Origin of the sequence: Streptomyces sp. NPDC046881, from assembly GCF_040645015.1 — a bacterium.
Classification (GTDB): domain Bacteria; phylum Actinomycetota; class Actinomycetes; order Streptomycetales; family Streptomycetaceae; genus Streptomyces.
The window spans coordinates 22968-41570 of the sequence record NZ_JBEYXJ010000008.1; the positions used below are offsets into that span (position 1 = coordinate 22968).

Sequence of the window (18603 nt, forward strand, 5' to 3'; positions counted from 1 at the left end):
AAGTAACTGAAGGGACAACCATGGAAGCCAGGGCCCAGGCGCGGTACATCCGCGTCACGCCCATGAAGGCCCGCCGCGTGGTGGACCTCATCCGTGGCATGAACGCCACGGAGGCCCAGGCCGTCCTGCGATTCGCTCCGCAGGCCGCCTCGGTGCCGGTGGGCAAGGTGCTGGACAGCGCCATCGCCAACGCCGCGCACAACTACGACCACACCGATGTCGACAGCCTCTTCGTTTCCGAGGCCTACGTCGACGAGGGCCCGACCCTGAAGCGGTTCCGTCCGCGTGCCCAGGGCCGTGCCTACCGGATCCGCAAGCGGACCAGCCACATCACCGTGGTCGTCAGCAGCAAGGAAGGAACCCGGTAATGGGCCAGAAGGTAAACCCGCACGGGTTCCGGCTCGGTGTTACGACCGACTTTAAGTCGCGTTGGTACGCCGACAAGCTGTACAAGGACTACGTCAAGGAAGACGTCGCCATCCGTCGGATGATGACGTCCGGCATGGAGCGCGCCGGCATCTCCAAGGTCGAGATCGAGCGCACCCGTGACCGCGTGCGTGTGGACATCCACACCGCTCGTCCGGGCATCGTCATCGGCCGCCGTGGCGCCGAGGCCGACCGCATCCGCGGTGACCTCGAGAAGCTCACGGGCAAGCAGGTCCAGCTGAACATCCTCGAGGTCAAGAACCCCGAGACCGACGCTCAGCTCGTGGCCCAGGCCGTCGCCGAGCAGCTCTCCTCCCGCGTCTCCTTCCGTCGGGCCATGCGCAAGAGCATGCAGTCCGCCATGAAGGCCGGCGCCAAGGGCATCAAGATCCAGTGCGGTGGCCGCCTCGGCGGCGCCGAGATGTCCCGCTCGGAGTTCTACCGCGAGGGCCGCGTGCCCCTGCACACGCTCCGTGCGAACGTGGACTACGGCTTCTTCGAGGCCAAGACGACCTTCGGCCGCATCGGTGTGAAGGTCTGGATCTACAAGGGCGACGTCAAGAACATCGCCGAGGTCCGCGCCGAGAACGCTGCCGCCCGTGCGGGTAACCGCCCGGCCCGCGGTGGCGCCGACCGCCCGGCCCGTGGTGGCCGCGGTGGCGAGCGGCGCGGTCGCAAGCCGCAGCAGGCTGCCGGTGCCGAGGCCCCCAAGGCCGAGGCCCCCGCCGCCGCTCCGGCTGAGAGCACCGGAACGGAGGCCTGACCGTCATGCTGATCCCCCGTAGGGTCAAGCACCGCAAGCAGCACCACCCGAAGCGCAACGGTATGTCCAAGGGTGGAACGCAGGTTGCGTTCGGCGAGTACGGCATCCAGGCGCTGACCCCGGCCTACGTGACGAACCGCCAGATCGAGGCGGCTCGTATCGCGATGACCCGCCACATCAAGCGTGGCGGCAAGGTCTGGATCAACATCTACCCGGACCGTCCCCTCACCAAGAAGCCGGCCGAGACCCGCATGGGTTCCGGTAAGGGTTCTCCGGAGTGGTGGATCGCCAACGTCAAGCCCGGACGCGTCATGTTCGAGCTGTCGTACCCCAACGAGAAGATCGCCCGTGAGGCGCTCACGCGTGCGGCCCACAAGCTGCCGATGAAGTGCCGGATCGTCAAGCGCGAGGCAGGTGAAGCGTGATGTCGGCCGGTACCAAGGCGTCCGAGCTGCGCGAGCTGGGCAACGAGGAGCTTCTGGCGAAGCTCCGCGAGGCCAAGGAAGAGCTGTTCAACCTCCGCTTCCAGGCGGCGACGGGTCAGCTCGAGAACCACGGTCGGCTGAAGGCCGTCCGCAAGGACATCGCGCGGATCTACACCCTGATGCGTGAGCGCGAGCTGGGCATCGAGACGGTGGAGAGCGCCTGATGAGCGAGAGCAACGTGACTGAGAACACCGAAGCCCGAGGCTTCCGCAAGACCCGTGAGGGTCTGGTCGTCAGCGACAAGATGGACAAGACCGTCGTCGTCGCCGTCGAGGACCGTGTGAAGCACGCGCTGTACGGCAAGGTCATCCGCCGTACGAACAAGCTCAAGGCCCACGACGAGCAGAACGCTGCGGGCGTCGGCGACCGCGTCCTCCTCATGGAGACCCGGCCGCTGTCCGCGACGAAGCGCTGGCGCGTCGTCGAGATCCTCGAGAAGGCCAAGTAATTCCTGCGGGGCAAACCCCGCAGGTCAGTTCCGCCAGGCTCCGGGGGCCGCTGAGAGGCGGCCCCCGGGGAACCGGCAGACGATCAGGAGATAGACGTGATCCAGCAGGAGTCGCGACTGCGTGTCGCCGACAACACTGGTGCGAAGGAGATCCTTTGCATCCGTGTGCTCGGTGGCTCCGGTCGCCGCTACGCGGGCATCGGTGACGTCATCGTCGCCACCGTCAAGGACGCGATCCCCGGTGGCAACGTGAAGAAGGGTGACGTCGTCAAGGCGGTCATCGTTCGCACCGTCAAGGAGCGCCGCCGTCCGGACGGCTCGTACATCCGCTTCGACGAGAACGCCGCCGTCATTCTGAAGAACGACGGCGACCCTCGCGGCACCCGCATCTTCGGCCCGGTCGGCCGTGAGCTGCGCGAGAAGAAGTTCATGAAGATCATCTCGCTCGCGCCGGAGGTGCTGTAAGCATGAAGATCAAGAAGGGCGACCTGGTCCAGGTCATCACCGGTAAGGACAAGGGCAAGCAGGGCAAGGTCATCGCGGCCTACCCCCGCGAGGACCGTGTCCTGGTCGAGGGTGTCAACCGGGTCAAGAAGCACACCAAGGCCGGCCCGACCGCCAGCGGTTCCCAGGCCGGCGGCATCGTGACGACCGAGGCCCCCATCCACGTGTCCAACGTTCAGCTGGTCGTGGAGAAGGACGGTCAGAAGGTCGTCACGCGTGTCGGCTACCGCTTCGACGAAGAGGGCAACAAGATCCGCGTTGCCAAGCGGACGGGTGAGGACATCTGATGGCTACCACCACCACTCCGCGTCTGAAGCAGAAGTACCGCGAGGAGATCGCGGGCAAGCTGCGTGACGAGTTCAAGTACGAGAACGTCATGCAGGTTCCCGGCCTCGTCAAGATCGTGGTCAACATGGGTGTCGGCGACGCCGCCCGTGACTCGAAGCTGATCGAGGGCGCGATCCGCGACCTGACCACCATCACCGGTCAGAAGCCGGCCGTCACCAAGGCCCGCAAGTCCATCGCGCAGTTCAAGCTGCGTGAGGGCCAGCCGATCGGTGCCCACGTCACGCTCCGTGGCGACCGCATGTGGGAGTTCCTGGACCGCACCCTGTCGCTCGCGCTCCCGCGCATCCGCGACTTCCGCGGCCTGTCCCCCAAGCAGTTCGACGGCCGTGGCAACTACACCTTCGGTCTCACGGAGCAGGTCATGTTCCACGAGATCGACCAGGACAAGATCGACCGCGTCCGGGGTATGGACATCACCGTGGTGACCACGGCGACCAACGACGAAGAGGGCCGTGCCCTTCTCCGTCACCTCGGCTTCCCGTTCAAGGAGGCGTGAGCGAGATGGCGAAGAAGGCTCTCATCGCGAAGGCTGCTCGCAAGCCCAAGTTCGGTGTGCGTGGCTACACCCGCTGCCAGCGCTGCGGTCGTCCGCACTCCGTTTACCGCAAGTTCGGCCTCTGCCGCGTGTGCCTTCGTGAGATGGCTCACCGTGGCGAGCTGCCGGGCGTGACCAAGAGCTCCTGGTAATCCCCGTTTTTTAGGGATTCCTGGACCTCTCGGTAAGCAACCGGGACGGCAGAGGCTCCCGCCCTCATGGCTTAGGCTAGGAGGGTTGGGCCTCTGCCGCCCTGAACGCCCGCGGACAGCGTCCGCTAGTAATTGCTTACTACGCCGTAGGTCCCCGCGCCGCACCCGTCCCGTCCATGTACGGGGAGAGGGATGGCGCATATAGGAAACCCCGGCGAGAAAGGCCACAGGCCAATTCATGACCATGACTGATCCGATCGCAGACATGTTGACGCGTCTGCGGAACGCGAACTCGGCGTACCACGACTCGGTGTCGATGCCGCACTCCAAGATCAAGTCTCACATCGCGGAGATCCTCCAGCAGGAGGGCTTCATCACGGGCTGGAAGGTCGAGGACGCCGAGGTCGGCAAGAACCTCGTCCTGGAGCTGAAGTTCGGCCCCAACCGTGAGCGCTCCATCGCGGGCATCAAGCGGATCTCCAAGCCCGGTCTCCGGGTGTACGCGAAGTCCACCAACCTGCCGAAGGTGCTCGGCGGCCTGGGCGTGGCGATCATCTCCACGTCGCACGGGCTCCTCACCGACAAGCAGGCCGGCAAGAAGGGCGTGGGTGGGGAAGTCCTCGCCTACGTCTGGTAGCAGAAGGGAACGGAGGAAACAGCTATGTCGCGCATCGGCAAGCTCCCCATCGCGGTTCCCGCCGGCGTGGACGTCACCATCGACGGCCGTACGGTTTCGGTCAAGGGCCCCAAGGGCTCGCTGACCCACACCGTTGCCGCGCCGATCGACATCGCTAAGGGCGAGGACGGCACCCTCCAGGTGCTGCGCCCGAACGACGAGCGTCAGAGCAAGGCCCTGCACGGCCTCTCCCGCACGCTGGTGGCGAACATGATCACCGGCGTGACCCAGGGTTACGTGAAGAAGCTCGAGATCAGCGGTGTCGGTTACCGAGTGACCGCCAAGGGTTCGAACCTGGAGTTCGCTCTCGGTTACAGCCACCCGATCGTCGTCGAGGCCCCCGAGGGCATCACCTTCAAGGTGGAGACCCCGACCCGTTTCTCGGTCGAGGGCATCGACAAGCAGAAGGTCGGCGAGGTTGCGGCCAACATCCGCAAGCTGCGCAAGCCCGACCCGTACAAGGCCAAGGGCGTCAAGTACGAGGGCGAAGTCATCCGCCGCAAGGTCGGAAAGGCGGGTAAGTAAGCCATGGCATACGGGCAGAAGATCCTCAAGGGCGACGCCTACAAGCGCGCCGCGATCAAGCGCCGTCACATCCGGATCCGCAAGAACCTTTCCGGTACGGCGGAGCGTCCCCGTCTGGTCGTGACCCGCTCCAACCGCCACATCGTGGCGCAGGTGATCGACGACCTGAAGGGCCACACCCTGGCGTCGGCGTCCACTCTGGACAGCTCGATCCGCGGTGGCGAGGGCGACAAGTCCGCGCAGGCCAAGCAGGTCGGCGCCCTGGTCGCCGAGCGTGCCAAGGCCGCCGGTGTCGAGGCCGTCGTGTTCGACCGTGGTGGCAACCAGTACGCCGGGCGCATCGCCGCCCTGGCGGACGCCGCCCGCGAAGCCGGGCTCAAGTTCTGAGCCGCTTGTAGCTAGCGGAAAGAGAGAGGTAATCCAATGGCTGGACCCCAGCGCCGCGGAAGCGGTGCCGGTGGCGGCGAGCGGCGGGACCGGAAGGGCCGTGACGGCGGCGCTGCTGCCGCCGAGAAGACCGCGTACGTCGAGCGCGTCGTCGCGATCAACCGCGTCGCCAAGGTTGTGAAGGGTGGTCGTCGCTTCAGCTTCACCGCGCTGGTCGTGGTGGGCGACGGTGACGGCACCGTGGGTGTCGGATACGGCAAGGCCAAGGAGGTGCCGGCCGCCATCGCCAAGGGCGTTGAGGAGGCCAAGAAGCACTTCTTCAAGGTCCCCCGGATCCAGGGCACCATCCCCCACCCCATCCAGGGTGAGAAGGCTGCCGGCGTCGTGCTGCTCAAGCCCGCGTCCCCGGGTACCGGTGTTATCGCCGGTGGTCCGGTGCGTGCCGTGCTCGAGTGCGCCGGTATCCACGACGTGCTGTCGAAGTCGCTCGGCTCCGACAACGCCATCAACATCGTGCACGCGACCGTGGAGGCCCTGAAGGGTCTGCAGCGTCCCGAGGAGATCGCGGCCCGCCGTGGTCTGCCGCTCGAGGACGTCGCTCCCGCGGCCCTGCTGCGTGCGCGTGCCGGGGCGGGTGCGTAATCATGGCGCAGCTCAAGATCACGCAGGTCAAGTCCTACATCGGCAGCAAGCAGAACCACCGTGACACCCTGCGCTCCCTTGGTCTCAAGGGCATCAACACGCAGGTCGTCAAGGAGGACCGCCCCGAGTTCCGCGGCATGGTGCACACCGTCCGCCACCTCGTGACGGTCGAGGAGGTCGACTGATCATGGCGGAGCAGAACCCGCTCAAGATCCACAACCTCCGTCCCGCCCCGGGCGCCAAGACCGCCAAGACCCGTGTCGGTCGTGGTGAGGCGTCGAAGGGTAAGACGGCCGGTCGTGGTACCAAGGGCACCAAGGCCCGCTACCAGGTTCCGGAGCGCTTCGAGGGTGGCCAGATGCCGCTCCACATGCGCCTCCCGAAGCTGAAGGGCTTCAAGAACCCGTTCAAGACCGAGTTCCAGGTCGTGAACCTCGACAAGCTGGCCGCGCTCTACCCCGAGGGTGGCGAGGTCACCGTCGAGGGTCTGGTGGCCAAGGGTGCCGTTCGCAAGAACAGCCTCGTCAAGGTCCTCGGCCAGGGCGAGATCTCCGTGGCGCTGCAGGTGACGGTCGACGCCGTCTCCGGCTCCGCCAAGGAGAAGATCACCGCCGCCGGCGGTACGGTCACCGAGCTCGTCTGAGTCCTTCGGACGACGCCTCGATGACGTAGACGATCCCGACCGGGGATACCTCACAATGAGGTATCCCCGGTTGGTCGTTCCTAGGGGGGCAGTGTCGCCGGTAAGGTGGCCTGCACTGTTCTTTTTCGTATTCGTCGAACCTCAGACCGTCACCCTTGACGCAGTTGCGCGGGGGTCGCAGGAGGCACCGTGCTCACCGCGTTCGCCCGGGCGTTCAGGACGCCCGACCTGCGCAAGAAGCTGCTCTTCACGCTGGGCATCATCGTGGTCTACCGGGTCGGTACCCACATCCCGATCCCCGGCGTCAACTACCAGGCCGTCCAGAAGTGTGTGAACGAGGCGTCGGGCAACCAGGGCCTGTTCGGTCTCGTGAACATGTTCAGTGGTGGCGCGCTGCTGCAGATCACGATCTTCGCGCTCGGCATCATGCCGTACATCACGGCGAGCATCATCCTGCAGCTGCTGACCGTGGTGATCCCGCGTCTGGAGGCCCTGAAGAAGGAGGGCCAGGCCGGCACGGCGAAGATCACGCAGTACACCCGCTACCTGACCGTGGCGCTCGCCATCCTGCAGGGCACCGGCCTCGTCGCCACCGCCCGCAGCGGCGCCCTCTTCAACGGCTGCTCGGTCGCGTCCAGCATCGTCCCGGACCAGGCCATCTTCACCACGATCACGATGGTCATCTGCATGACCGCCGGTACGGCCGTCGTGATGTGGCTCGGTGAGCTGATCACCGACCGCGGCATCGGCAACGGCATGTCGATCCTGATGTTCATCTCGATCGCCGCGACCTTCCCGTCCGCGCTGTGGGCCATCAAGAAGCAGGGCACGCTGGCCGGCGGCTGGATCGAGTTCGGCACCGTCATCGCGGTGGGCCTGGTCATGGTCGCGCTCGTCGTCTTCGTCGAGCAGGCCCAGCGCCGCATCCCGGTACAGTACGCGAAGCGCATGATCGGGCGCCGTTCCTACGGCGGTACGTCCACGTACATCCCGCTCAAGGTGAACCAGGCCGGTGTGATTCCTGTCATCTTCGCCTCCTCGCTGCTCTACATCCCGGCGCTCGTGGCGCAGTTCGCGGGGGGCAAGTCGGACTGGAAGACCTGGATCGAGGCGAACCTCACCAAGGGCGACCACCCGATTTACATCACTTCGTACTTCTTGCTCATCGTTTTCTTCGCGTTCTTCTACGTGGCGATCTCCTTCAACCCCGAGGAAGTCGCCGACAACATGAAGAAGTATGGTGGCTTCATCCCGGGCATCCGGGCTGGCCGACCGACCGCTGAGTACCTCAGCTACGTGCTCAACCGGATCACCTGGCCGGGTTCGCTGTATCTGGGTCTGATCGCTCTCGTACCGACAATGGCGTTGGTGGGCTTTGGGGCAAGCCAGAACTTCCCGTTCGGCGGGACCAGCATCCTCATCATCGTGGGTGTCGGCCTCGAGACGGTGAAGCAGATCGAGAGCCAGCTCCAGCAGCGCAATTACGAAGGGTTCCTCCGCTGATGCGTATCGTCCTCGTCGGGCCGCCGGGTGCTGGTAAGGGAACGCAGGCCGTCCGGCTCGCAGAGAAGCTGGCCGTCCCGCACATCTCCACGGGTGACCTGTTCCGGGCCAACATCAGCCAGCAGACCGAGCTGGGCAAGCTCGCGAAGTCCTACATGGACGCCGGCAACCTCGTCCCCGACGAGGTGACCATCGCGATGGCCAAGGACCGCATGGAGCAGCCGGACGCGCAGAACGGCTTCCTGCTGGACGGCTTCCCGCGGAACGTCTCGCAGGCGGAGGCGCTGGACGAGCTGCTGCAGACCGAGGGCATCACGCTGGACGCCGTCCTCGACCTGGAGGTCCCCGAGGACGAGGTCGTCAAGCGCATCGCCGGCCGGCGCATCTGCCGCAACGACTCCTCCCACGTCTTCCACGTGACGTACAGCAAGCCGAAGCAGGAGGGCGTCTGCGACGTCTGCGGCGGCGAGCTGTACCAGCGCGACGACGACTCCGAGGAGACCGTGCGCAAGCGGCTGGAGGTCTACCACACGCAGACCGAGCCGATCATCGACTACTACAAGGCGCAGGGCCTGGTCGTGACGATCTCCGCCCTGGGCCCGGTGGACGAGATCACGCAGCGGGCGCTGGAGGCCCTCAAGCGCGAGAAGGCCGGGAACAAGTAGTTCCCGGTCCTTCCGGCCGCGGTGCCTGCCCGGGCGCCGCGGCCGTACTGTTGTACAGGTATCCCAGTCGACGCGAGTGACGGAGAGCGCAGGCCCCCCATGGTGCAGATCAAGACCCCCGAGCAGATCGCGAAGATGCGGGCGGCGGGCCTGGTCGTAGCCGCCATCCACGCGGCCACGCGGGAGGCCGCGGTGCCGGGTGCCACCACCAAGGACCTGGACGAGGTGGCCCGCAAGGTCCTCGCCGAGCACGGCGCGAAGTCGAACTTCCTGGGGTACGGCGGCTTCCCCGCCACCATCTGCACCTCCGTGAACGACGTGGTCGTCCACGGCATCCCCTCCGACGACGTCGTTCTGAAGGACGGCGACATCATCTCCATCGACTGCGGCGCGATCGTCGACGGCTGGCACGGTGACGCGGCCTACACCGCGTTCGTCGGCTCCGGCCACTCCCCGGAGCTGATCGAGCTGTCCCGGGTGACGGAGGAGTCGATGTGGGCCGGCATCGCGGCCATGAAGCAGGGCAACCGGCTGGTCGACGTCTCCCGGGCGATCGAGACGTACATCCGCCGCCAGCCCAAGCCGGGCGGCGGCAGGTACGGGATCATCGAGGACTACGGCGGCCACGGCATCGGCACCGAGATGCACATGGACCCGCACCTGCTGAACTACGTCGACCGCCGCCGCGGCAAGGGCCCCAAGCTGGTGCCCGGCTTCTGCCTCGCGATCGAGCCGATGGTCTCGCTCGGCACCCCGCGTACGGAGGTCCTCTCCGACGACTGGACGGTCATCACGACGGACGGCACCTGGTCCTCCCACTGGGAGCACTCGGTCGCCCTGACGGAGCAGGGCCCGCTGGTCCTCACCGCCCCCGACGGAGGCAAGGCGAAGCTCGCCGAGTACGGCATCACGACGGCCCCCGACCCGCTTGCTTAACGATCACCCCCGAGGGCAGACTTCCTCGATTCGCCTTTCGGGGTGCGCCGACGTAGACTGACTCGTCGGCTCTCGTGCACCCGCATGTCCTCATGCTTGAAAGTGTGACGGAGTCGATCAAGGTAGTCGATTCGAAGGGCGAAGCGTGGCCAAGAAGCAAGGTGCCATCGAGATCGAGGGCACTGTCGTCGAGTCTCTGCCGAACGCCATGTTCAAGGTCGAGCTCCAGAACGGCCACCAGGTCCTGGCACACATCAGCGGCAAGATGCGTATGCACTACATCCGCATCCTCCCTGACGACCGGGTCGTGGTGGAGCTGTCTCCGTACGACCTGACGCGTGGCCGGATCGTCTACCGGTACAAGTAGATCTTGCCCGCGCCCCGGGCCCGCCCGGTGCGATGGCACTGACCCGGAGAACCTCACCCCATGAAGGTCAAGCCGAGCGTCAAGAAGATCTGCGACAAGTGCAGGGTGATCCGCCGTCACGGCCGGGTCATGGTCATCTGCGAGAACCCGCGCCACAAGCAGCGCCAGGGCTGACGCACGACCATCACCCTCTGCACCTCTATCGCAGAGATTCGCGCGACGCGAGCTGAATATGTTCATACGCAGAACCCGAGCCATCCAGCTCGACACCCCCGGTTCGGAGGCCGGGGACCCGGTTCGTACCTGGTACGGCGGCCGGGAGCCGGTTCTGTGGAAGACCTCCGAAGATTCACCAGGAGCCATTGAATGGCACGCGTTTCCGGTGTCGACATCCCGCGCGACAAGCGCGTGGAGATCGCCCTCACCTACGTGTTCGGCATCGGCCGGACCCTCTCGAAGGAGACGCTGGCTGCGACCGGCGTCGACCCGAACACCCGTGTTCGTGACCTGACCGAAGAGCAGCTGGTCGCGATCCGCGAGTACGTCGACAACAACATCAAGACCGAGGGTGACCTCCGTCGCGAGATCCAGGCCGACATCCGCCGCAAGGTCGAGATCGGTACCTACCAGGGTCTCCGTCACCGTCGCGGTCTGCCCGTCCGCGGTCAGCGCACCAGCACCAACGCTCGCACCCGCAAGGGTCCGCGTCGCGCCATCGCCGGCAAGAAGAAGCCGGGCAAGAAGTAGTCCGCAGCGGACACCTGTCCACGGTCTTCGCTGTAGGACCGACCACCTCCCGTAGGAGTTAGTAGATGCCCCCCAAGGGTCGTCAGGGCGCTGCCAAGAAGGTGCGCCGCAAGGAAAAGAAGAACGTCGCTCACGGCCACGCGCACATCAAGAGCACGTTCAACAACACGATCGTCTCCATCACGGACCCGTCCGGCAACGTGATCTCCTGGGCCTCCGCCGGCCACGTCGGCTTCAAGGGCTCCCGGAAGTCCACGCCGTTCGCCGCGCAGATGGCCGCCGAGTCGGCTGCCCGCCGCGCCCAGGAGCACGGCATGCGCAAGGTCGACGTGTTCGTGAAGGGCCCGGGTTCCGGTCGTGAGACCGCGATCCGCTCGCTGCAGGCCACGGGCCTCGAGGTCGGCTCCATCCAGGACGTCACCCCGACCCCGCACAACGGCTGCCGCCCGCCGAAGCGCCGCCGCGTCTGACGCACCGGCTGCTTCAGGGTTTTTCGGGCGGTACGGCCCCGTGAAAAGGGCCGTATCGCCCGTACCCTTGCAGTACCCGCACTTCTCACGGGTGCGGTTTCCGTCGGACGTCAAATAGCGGGCGTCCACGAAAGAAGGATCTGATCCACACATGCTGATCGCTCAGCGTCCCTCGTTGACCGAAGAGGTCGTCGACGAGTTCCGCTCCCGGTTCGTGATCGAGCCGCTGGAGCCGGGCTTCGGCTACACCCTCGGCAACTCCCTCCGCCGTACCCTCCTCTCCTCGATCCCCGGCGCTGCTGTCACCAGCATCCGGATCGACGGCGTGCTGCACGAGTTCACCACCGTGCCGGGCGTCAAGGAGGACGTCACCGACCTGATCCTCAACATCAAGCAGCTGGTCGTCTCCTCGGAGCACGACGAGCCGGTCGTGATGTACCTGCGCAAGCAGGGTCCGGGTCTGGTCACCGCCGCCGACATCGCGCCCCCGGCCGGTGTCGAGGTGCACAACCCCGACCTCGTCCTGGCCACGCTCAACGGCAAGGGCAAGCTGGAGATGGAGCTGACCGTCGAGCGCGGTCGCGGTTACGTCTCCGCCGTGCAGAACAAGCAGGTGGGCCAGGAGATCGGCCGTATCCCGGTCGACTCGATCTACTCGCCGGTTCTGAAGGTCACGTACAAGGTCGAGGCCACGCGTGTCGAGCAGCGCACCGACTTCGACAAGCTGATCGTCGACGTCGAGACCAAGCAGGCGATGCGTCCGCGCGACGCCATGGCCTCCGCCGGTAAGACGCTGGTCGAGCTGTTCGGTCTCGCCCGCGAGCTGAACATCGACGCCGAGGGCATCGACATGGGCCCGTCCCCGACGGACGCCGCCCTGGCCGCCGACCTCGCGCTGCCGATCGAGGAGCTGGAGCTCACCGTCCGCTCCTACAACTGCCTCAAGCGTGAGGGCATCCACTCCGTGGGTGAGCTGGTCGCGCGTTCCGAGGCCGACCTCCTCGACATTCGCAACTTCGGTGCGAAGTCCATCGACGAGGTCAAGGCGAAGCTGGCCGGCATGGGCCTGGCCCTGAAGGACAGCCCGCCCGGATTCGACCCCACGGCCGCCGCGGACGCCTTCGGTGCGGACGACGACGCGGACGCGGGTTTCGTGGAGACCGAGCAGTACTGATCGGTCGCAGCCGGTGAGCATCCGCTCATCGGGTTCCTGACCCCGGTACCTGACACGGCCGGGGCAGACACACAGGAGAAAGAACATGCCGAAGCCCACCAAGGGTGCCCGTCTGGGCGGCAGCGCCGCGCACGAGAAGCTCCTCCTCGCCAACCTGGCGAAGAGCCTCTTCGAGCACGGCCGTATCACCACCACCGAGGCGAAGGCCCGCCGTCTGCGGCCGTACGCCGAGCGTCTGATCACCAAGGCGAAGAAGGGCGACCTTCACAACCGCCGTCAGGTGCTCCAGGTCATCACGGACAAGAGCGTCGTCCACACGCTCTTCACCGAGATCGGCCCGCGGTACGAGAACCGTCCGGGTGGTTACACCCGCATCACCAAGATCGGTAACCGCCGTGGCGACAACGCGCCCATGGCCGTCATCGAGCTGGTCGAGGCGCTGACGGTTGCTCAGCAGGCGACCGGTGAGGCCGAGGCCGCCACCAAGCGTGCGGTCAAGGAGGCCGAGGAGGCCAAGGCCCCCGAGGCGACCGAGGCTCCGGCCGAGGAGGCCGCTGCCGAGGAGTCCAAGGACGCGTAAGCGCTCCGCGGCGTTCGCGGGCCCGTTCCTTTCGAGGAGCGGGCCCGCTCTCGTGTTCCTGAGAGGATCCGTACGTGAGTGATGAAGTACAGCCCGGGCACGTCCGTCTCCGTCTCGATCTCTCCTACGACGGCACCGGCTTCCACGGCTGGGCCAAGCAGGCCGGCGGCCGGCGGACCGTGCAGGGGGAGATCGAGGACGCGCTGCGGACGGTGACCCGGTCGCGGGAGACCTACGAGCTGACGGTCGCCGGGCGGACCGACGCCGGGGTGCACGCGCGCGGGCAGGTGGCCCACGTGGATCTGCCCGAGGGCGTCTGGCGCGAGCATCACGAGAAGCTGCTGAAGCGGCTCGCCGGGCGGCTGCCGAGGGACGTCCGGGTCTGGGCGCTGCGGGAGGCGCCCCGTGGGTTCAACGCGCGGTTCTCGGCGATCTGGCGGCGGTACGCCTACCGGGTCACCGACAATCCCGGGGGAGTGGACCCCCTGCTGCGGGGGCACGTCCTCTGGCACGACTGGCCGCTCGACGTGGACGCCATGAACGAGGCGGCCCGGGCGCTGCTCGGCGAGCACGACTTCGCCGCCTACTGCAAGAAGCGCGAGGGCGCGACCACGATCCGCACGCTCCAGGAGCTGAGCCTGGTGCGGGGCGACGACGGCATCATCACCGCGACCGTGCGGGCGGACGCGTTCTGCCACAACATGGTGCGCTCGCTGATCGGGGCGCTGCTGTTCGTGGGGGACGGGCACCGGGGGCCGGAGTGGCCCGGGAAGGTGCTGGCCGCGGGGGTGCGGGACTCCGCCGTGCATGTCGTGCGGCCGCACGGGCTGACCCTGGAGGAGGTCGGCTACCCGGCCGACGAGCTGCTGGCGGCGCGGAGCAAGGAGGCCCGGAACAAGCGGTCGCTGCCTGGCGCGTCCGGCTGCGAAACATGTTAGTTACGTTGCATTTCGCGGCGCTTATGCCCCATGTCTGGACTTACCAGGCGTAACCGTCCTGGTCGACTCTTACGCCTTTCATACCTCTCGATTAAGGTTGCGCCTTCCGGCCACATGTTCGACAGGGGGTGGCCGGGCTGGCTGGGGGGTCGACGGGTCGTACGGGCCCGGGGTTGGACAACGGCATGACTTCAGTGGGTCCCGTGCGGACCGGGGGGCGTCGCGCGGCGCGCCGGAGCAGCGGACGGCGACGGGCGGAGCGCGGCGGGCGCCCCGCGCTGGGGCTGCTGCCGCTCCCGCCGTCGGACAAGGAGAAGTACTCCTACGCGCACCGGAACCTGTGGATCCTGACGATCAGCTCGCTGATCAGCTTCTGCTGCCTGGTGACGAGCCAGTTCAAGCTGGCGCAGTCCACGCCGGTGCTGTGGATCTACACCCCGCTGCTGGTGTTCACGGTGATCTACTACCTGGTGTCGCTGCGGGTGAACGGCTTCACCCGGGACTTCGACATCGCCCACCACCGGCGGCTGGTGCAGAACTGGCGGCCCGCGGTCCACCCGACCGTCGACGTGTTCCTGCCGGTGTGCGGCGAGCCCATCGAGGTGCTGCACAACACCTGGCGGCACGTGCGGGCGATGGCCGACCGGTACCCCGGGGTCTGCGTGCCGTTCGTGCTGGACGACGGCGCGAGCCCGGAGCTGGCGGCGATGGCCCGGGACTTCGGCTTCCGCTACGGCACCCGGGAGAACCGGGGCTGGTTCAAGAAGGCCGGCAACCTGCACTTCGGCTTCGGGCAGTCGGACGGCGAGTACATCCTCATCCTCGACGCGGACTTCACCCCGCGGGCCGACCTGCTCGAGGAGCTGCTGCCGTACATGGACGACGATCCGCGGATCGGCATCGTCCAGTCCCCGCAGTACTTCCGGGTGCTCGACTCGCAGAACTGGATCGAGCGCGGCGCGGGCGCGGTGCAGGAGCTGTTCTACCGCTCCGTGCAGGTGTCCCGGCAGGGCAGTGACGGCGCCATCTGCGTCGGCTCCTGCGCGATCTACCGGCGCGCGGCCCTGGAGACCAACGGCGGTACGACCCTGATCGAGCACTCCGAGGACGTGCACACCGGCTTCGACCTGCGCGGGCTCGGCTGGGACCTGCGCTATGTGCCGGTCGCCGTCTCCACCGGCGTGTGCCCGGACAGCGCCGGCGCCTTCTTCAACCAGCAGTACCGCTGGTGCTCGGGCTCGATGAGCCTGCTGGGCAGCCGCAAGTTCTGGCAGGCGAGGATCCGGCTCTCCAGCCGGCTGTGCTACATGTCCGGGTTCTTCTACTACATCCACACCGCGCTGTTCACCTTCGCGGCGCCGGTCATCCCGATCGTGCTGCTGCTGACGATGCCGGAGAAGCTCAAGGTGGAGCATCTGCTCCTGGTGCTGCCCAGCATCCTCTACACCACGATCGTCTTCCCGATGTGGCACCGGGCGCCGTACCGCCTGGAGGCCTGGGCGGCCCGCATGATGTACGGCTGGGCGCACGTCTTCGCCATCTGGGACATCCTGCGCAAGAACCGCATGGGCTGGCAGCCGACCGGCTCCTCCGGTGCCAAGAAGAACAAGACCCGGCGCTTCTGGATCGGCATGTGGGCGTGGAGCGGCGGCACGGCGCTGGTCTGGGTCACCGCGGCGGTGTACCGGACGTTCACCATGAACGCCCCGGACTTCGCCCTGATCCTGTCCTCCGGGCTGTTCTACGCACTGGTCGTCGGCCGCGTCCTGGTCCAGCCGCGCGCGGGGGCGGAGGCCGCCTGATGCGACCGGTGAAACCTTTCTTCAGGGCCCGTGCCGCCCTGGCCGGCACCCTCGTCGGCCTCCTCGCGCTCACCGGCTGTTCGCTCCTCGGCGACGACGGCGCGCCGGAGTCCGGCACCGGCACGGCGGGCCCGCACTCCTCCGCGAGCGCCGACCGGGACATCCCCTACGACGTCACGCCCCTGCTGAAGCCCGCGAAGAAGTACTACGGCGTGGCCGTGCCCGGCGCCCCGACCTCCATGAAGAGCGTCGACACGTACACCGGCATGACCGGCAAGCAGCCGAACCTCGTCGAGTACTACGCCGGCTGGGGCGACGGCTTCGACGCCACCGGGGTGCGCAACGCCTGGGCCGAGGGCGCGCTGACGCTGATGTCCTGGGAGCCCTTCGACACCCCGCTCACCGACATCGCGGCGGGCAGGTCCGACGCGTACATCAAGGAGTACGCGACCGCCGTCCGCCGGCTCAACCTGCCCGTGGTGATCGACTTCGCGGACGAGTTCAACGGCCACTGGGAGAAGTGGGGCACCGACGACGTGACCCCGGCCCATTACGTGGCCGCCTGGCGGCACATCCACCAGACCTTCGTGGACGCCGGCGCCACCAACGTCATCTGGGCCTGGTCGCCCAACATCGTCAACCCGGTGCGGAACGTGAAGCTGGAGCCGTACTACCCGGGCGACGCCTACGTCGACTGGGTCGGACTGATCGGCTACTTCACCACCGGCTCCGACAACGCCTTCGACAGCGTCTTCGGGCCCACCCGCGAGCGGATCCGCACCTTCACCAAGAAGCCGTTCCTGCTGCTGGAGACCGCCGCCATGCCCGGCGAGCGGCGCCGCGCCGACATCCGCAACCTGTTCGCGGGCGTCGCGGCCGACGACGACATGCTCGGCTTCGTCTGGTTCAACCACAAGAAGCGCGCCGACTGGCGGCTGGAGGCCAGCCCGCTGGCGCTGAAGGAGTTCAAGCGCCTGGCAGCCGACGACCGGTTCGGCTTCGACGTACGGAAGCCGTCATGACCTCACGACCCCAGTACTACACCCCCGAGCCGTACGACCCGTACGCCGACGACGAGCCGCAGGGCGGCTGGTTCAACTCCGACGGCTACGTCCCGCGCCAGCCGCACTCGTACGACGTCCCGCAGGCCTACGACGTCCCGCACTCCTACGACGTCCCGCAGGCCTACGACGTCCCGCACTCCTACGACGTCCCGCAGGCGTACGAGATACCCGAGGGGTACGACTACGACCCCCGGACCTATCCGTACCAGCAGCCGGCCGACCAGCCGGTCTTCGCCCCGCACACCGTGCCGGAGCCGGCCGAGGCGGCCGACCCCGGGTACCACGTGCCCGAGACCCCCGAGGTCGGCTGGGACATGGCCGCCAGCCGGCGGCGCGCCTGGGTCAGCCGGGCCGTGCTGCTGTTCGTGCTGGCCGTCCAGGCGGTGCTCTCGCTGCGCCTGTCCAACACGGCGTTCCAGGACGAGGCCCTGTACCTGTCGGCCGGGCACGCCGAGCTGCAGCACCTGCTGCACGGCACCCCGCTGCCGGTGAACTACGCGGCGTACTTCTCCGGCTCGCCGCAGCTGTACCCGGTGCTCGCCGCCGTCGTCGACGACCGCTTCGGGCTCGCGGGAGCGCGCACCCTCAGCCTGGCCTTCATGCTGGGCACCACCGCGCTGCTGTACTCCTTCACCCGGCGGCTGTTCAACGAGCGGGCCGCGCTGGCCGGCGCGGCGCTCTTCGCCGTGGTGCAGTCGACCGTCGTCATGGGGTACTTCGCCACCTACGACGCCGCCGCCGTGTTCCTGCTGGCTCTGACCACGTGGATCGTCGTACGCACCGACCGGGCGCCGGTGGCCGCCGTCCTGCTCGCCGCGCCCGTCGCCGTGCTCGCCGTCGGCGTGAAGTACGCCTCCGGGCTGTACCTGCCGACCATCGTCGTGCTCGCGCTGCTCACCGGCTGGCCGCACAAGGGCGGCAGGGCCTTCCTGCGGATGCTGCTGCTCGCGCTCGGCATCGGCGCCCTGCTCGCGGCCGGCATGTACAGCACCGACCTGCTGGCCGGTGTGCGGCAGACCACCACCGACCGCGACCACGGCTCCGACGGCGCCGCCTTCCTGCTCCAGCGGTCGGCCGAGTGGGGCGGGCTGATGTTCCTCGCGGCCGTCGGCGGCGCGCTCTCCTACATGCGGCGCAGCCGGATGAACGAGTCGCCGCTCGCCCAGCGGCTCGGCAACCCCGGCTGGCGCCGGCGGGCGCTGCTCGGTCTGGTGCTGTGCGGCACCGCCCTGCTCGCGCCCGCGTACCAGGTGCACCTGGGGACCGTGGTCTCGCTGTTCAAGCACGTCGGCTTCGGACTGCTCTTCGCCGCGCCGATGGCCGGCGTGGGCGTGACCCGGCTCATCGGCGCCCACTTCCGCCATCCCCAGCTCGGCATCATGCTGTGGACGGCGACGCTCTGCCTCGGCATCTCCCAGGCGGACTGGCGGTTCGGCGTCTGGCCCGACTCCGCGAAGATGATCCAGGTCATCGACTCCCACGTGGACCGCACGGGCCACTACATGGCCTCGACGCCCGAGGTCCCCGTCTACTACCTGCGCGAGAAGACCAGCCAGCGGCAGTGGCAGGGCGCCTTCGCCATGGAGTACACGGACCGGAAGGGCCGGCACCACTCCGGCGACGCCGGCTACCGGGCGGCCCTGCGCGACGGCGCGTACGACCTGGTCGTCCTGGACGGCCTCACCAACCCCCGGGTGGACACCGTCGTCGCGGACGCCCTCAAGGGCAACGCGCACTACCGGCTCCTCGCCGACCTGCCGTTCCGCAACTCCAGCGGCACCGGTCACTACCGCATCTGGGTCAAGACCTCCTGACCGAGACGT

At 67.5% G+C, this 18603-nt stretch carries 28 protein-coding genes; all 28 read left to right on the forward strand.

The window, feature by feature from the left end; all coding sequences use genetic code 11:
- The first annotated feature begins 20 nt into the window (after positions 1-20).
- A complete protein-coding gene (gene rplV, locus ABZ923_RS06400) occupies positions 21-368 on the forward strand; it encodes a 50S ribosomal protein L22 (protein ID WP_030601197.1) in 348 nt (115 codons plus the stop codon).
- Complete coding sequence (gene rpsC / locus ABZ923_RS06405) at positions 368-1189, forward strand: 30S ribosomal protein S3 (RefSeq protein WP_014674374.1); 822 nt, start codon at positions 368-370, stop codon at positions 1187-1189. The genes rplV and rpsC overlap by 1 nt, the downstream gene beginning before the upstream one ends.
- A 5-nt stretch (positions 1190-1194) precedes the next feature.
- Positions 1195-1614: a 50S ribosomal protein L16 gene (gene rplP / locus ABZ923_RS06410; RefSeq protein ID WP_009190136.1), complete on the forward strand. Its 420-nt coding sequence runs from the start codon at positions 1195-1197 to the stop codon at positions 1612-1614.
- The gene (gene rpmC, locus ABZ923_RS06415; RefSeq protein WP_003974259.1) at positions 1614-1838 is read left to right on the forward strand and encodes a 50S ribosomal protein L29; all 225 of its coding nucleotides are present in this window, start codon (positions 1614-1616) and stop codon (positions 1836-1838) included. Before rplP ends, rpmC begins: the two co-directional genes overlap by 1 nt.
- Complete coding sequence (rpsQ, locus tag ABZ923_RS06420) at positions 1838-2122, forward strand: 30S ribosomal protein S17 (protein WP_014674375.1); 285 nt, start codon at positions 1838-1840, stop codon at positions 2120-2122. Before rpmC ends, rpsQ begins: the two co-directional genes overlap by 1 nt.
- 96 nt (positions 2123-2218) lie before the next feature.
- Positions 2219-2587 (forward strand): 50S ribosomal protein L14, encoded by a 369-nt coding sequence (gene rplN / locus ABZ923_RS06425; protein ID WP_003998823.1) that lies wholly within the window; start codon positions 2219-2221, stop codon positions 2585-2587.
- A 2-nt stretch (positions 2588-2589) separates the two neighbouring features.
- Complete coding sequence (gene rplX, locus ABZ923_RS06430; RefSeq protein WP_030345434.1) at positions 2590-2913, forward strand: 50S ribosomal protein L24; 324 nt, start codon at positions 2590-2592, stop codon at positions 2911-2913.
- The gene (gene rplE / locus ABZ923_RS06435) at positions 2913-3470 is read left to right on the forward strand and encodes a 50S ribosomal protein L5 (protein ID WP_030345436.1); all 558 of its coding nucleotides are present in this window, start codon (positions 2913-2915) and stop codon (positions 3468-3470) included. Before rplX ends, rplE begins: the two co-directional genes overlap by 1 nt.
- A 5-nt stretch (positions 3471-3475) precedes the next feature.
- Positions 3476-3661, forward strand: coding sequence for a type Z 30S ribosomal protein S14 (locus ABZ923_RS06440; protein WP_003948630.1), 186 nt, complete (start codon positions 3476-3478; stop codon positions 3659-3661).
- A gap of 238 nt (positions 3662-3899) precedes the next feature.
- On the forward strand, positions 3900-4298 hold the full coding sequence (rpsH, locus tag ABZ923_RS06445) for a 30S ribosomal protein S8 (protein WP_014674378.1): 399 nt from the start codon (positions 3900-3902) through the stop codon (positions 4296-4298).
- A gap of 24 nt (positions 4299-4322) precedes the next feature.
- Positions 4323-4862, forward strand: coding sequence for a 50S ribosomal protein L6 (gene rplF / locus ABZ923_RS06450; protein ID WP_030345438.1), 540 nt, complete (start codon positions 4323-4325; stop codon positions 4860-4862).
- 3 nt (positions 4863-4865) lie between these two features.
- Positions 4866-5249: a 50S ribosomal protein L18 gene (rplR, locus tag ABZ923_RS06455; RefSeq protein WP_030745253.1), complete on the forward strand. Its 384-nt coding sequence runs from the start codon at positions 4866-4868 to the stop codon at positions 5247-5249.
- Between the two features lie 36 nt (positions 5250-5285).
- Positions 5286-5891, forward strand: a complete 606-nt coding sequence (rpsE, locus tag ABZ923_RS06460) for a 30S ribosomal protein S5 (protein ID WP_019753099.1) — start codon at positions 5286-5288, stop codon at positions 5889-5891.
- A gap of 2 nt (positions 5892-5893) precedes the next feature.
- Positions 5894-6076 (forward strand): 50S ribosomal protein L30, encoded by a 183-nt coding sequence (rpmD, locus tag ABZ923_RS06465; protein ID WP_003974250.1) that lies wholly within the window; start codon positions 5894-5896, stop codon positions 6074-6076.
- 2 nt (positions 6077-6078) lie between these two features.
- Positions 6079-6534, forward strand: a complete 456-nt coding sequence (gene rplO, locus ABZ923_RS06470; RefSeq protein ID WP_023547373.1) for a 50S ribosomal protein L15 — start codon at positions 6079-6081, stop codon at positions 6532-6534.
- A gap of 189 nt (positions 6535-6723) precedes the next feature.
- Positions 6724-8037 carry a preprotein translocase subunit SecY gene (secY, locus tag ABZ923_RS06475; RefSeq protein ID WP_361467557.1) on the forward strand — a complete coding sequence of 438 codons (1314 nt, stop codon included), beginning with the start codon at positions 6724-6726 and terminating at the stop codon, positions 8035-8037.
- The gene (locus ABZ923_RS06480) at positions 8037-8702 is read left to right on the forward strand and encodes an adenylate kinase (protein ID WP_361467560.1); all 666 of its coding nucleotides are present in this window, start codon (positions 8037-8039) and stop codon (positions 8700-8702) included. The genes secY and ABZ923_RS06480 overlap by 1 nt, the downstream gene beginning before the upstream one ends.
- 99 nt (positions 8703-8801) lie before the next feature.
- Positions 8802-9638, forward strand: a complete 837-nt coding sequence (gene map / locus ABZ923_RS06485) for a type I methionyl aminopeptidase (RefSeq protein WP_361467563.1) — start codon at positions 8802-8804, stop codon at positions 9636-9638.
- A gap of 145 nt (positions 9639-9783) precedes the next feature.
- On the forward strand, positions 9784-10005 hold the full coding sequence (infA, locus tag ABZ923_RS06490) for a translation initiation factor IF-1 (RefSeq protein WP_003948620.1): 222 nt from the start codon (positions 9784-9786) through the stop codon (positions 10003-10005).
- Between the two features lie 60 nt (positions 10006-10065).
- Positions 10066-10179, forward strand: coding sequence for a 50S ribosomal protein L36 (gene rpmJ, locus ABZ923_RS06495; protein WP_003998809.1), 114 nt, complete (start codon positions 10066-10068; stop codon positions 10177-10179).
- A 192-nt stretch (positions 10180-10371) separates the two neighbouring features.
- Entirely contained in the window at positions 10372-10752 is a 381-nt protein-coding gene (gene rpsM, locus ABZ923_RS06500) for a 30S ribosomal protein S13 (protein ID WP_030641206.1), read from the forward strand.
- Positions 10753-10817: 65 nt separating this feature from the next.
- Positions 10818-11222 (forward strand): 30S ribosomal protein S11, encoded by a 405-nt coding sequence (gene rpsK / locus ABZ923_RS06505; RefSeq protein WP_003956432.1) that lies wholly within the window; start codon positions 10818-10820, stop codon positions 11220-11222.
- A gap of 151 nt (positions 11223-11373) precedes the next feature.
- Positions 11374-12396 carry a DNA-directed RNA polymerase subunit alpha gene (locus ABZ923_RS06510; RefSeq protein WP_003966937.1) on the forward strand — a complete coding sequence of 341 codons (1023 nt, stop codon included), beginning with the start codon at positions 11374-11376 and terminating at the stop codon, positions 12394-12396.
- 85 nt (positions 12397-12481) lie between these two features.
- Positions 12482-12976, forward strand: coding sequence for a 50S ribosomal protein L17 (rplQ, locus tag ABZ923_RS06515; protein ID WP_208033772.1), 495 nt, complete (start codon positions 12482-12484; stop codon positions 12974-12976).
- A gap of 74 nt (positions 12977-13050) precedes the next feature.
- Positions 13051-13914 carry a tRNA pseudouridine(38-40) synthase TruA gene (truA, locus tag ABZ923_RS06520; RefSeq protein ID WP_361467567.1) on the forward strand — a complete coding sequence of 288 codons (864 nt, stop codon included), beginning with the start codon at positions 13051-13053 and terminating at the stop codon, positions 13912-13914.
- A 383-nt stretch (positions 13915-14297) separates the two neighbouring features.
- A complete protein-coding gene (locus ABZ923_RS06525; RefSeq protein ID WP_361467717.1) occupies positions 14298-15716 on the forward strand; it encodes a glycosyltransferase family 2 protein in 1419 nt (472 codons plus the stop codon).
- Entirely contained in the window at positions 15716-16738 is a 1023-nt protein-coding gene (locus ABZ923_RS06530) for a glycosyl hydrolase (protein ID WP_361467569.1), read from the forward strand. Before ABZ923_RS06525 ends, ABZ923_RS06530 begins: the two co-directional genes overlap by 1 nt.
- Positions 16735-18594: a glycosyltransferase family 39 protein gene (locus tag ABZ923_RS06535; RefSeq protein WP_361467571.1), complete on the forward strand. Its 1860-nt coding sequence runs from the start codon at positions 16735-16737 to the stop codon at positions 18592-18594. Before ABZ923_RS06530 ends, ABZ923_RS06535 begins: the two co-directional genes overlap by 4 nt.
- The last annotated feature ends 9 nt before the right edge of the window (positions 18595-18603 follow it).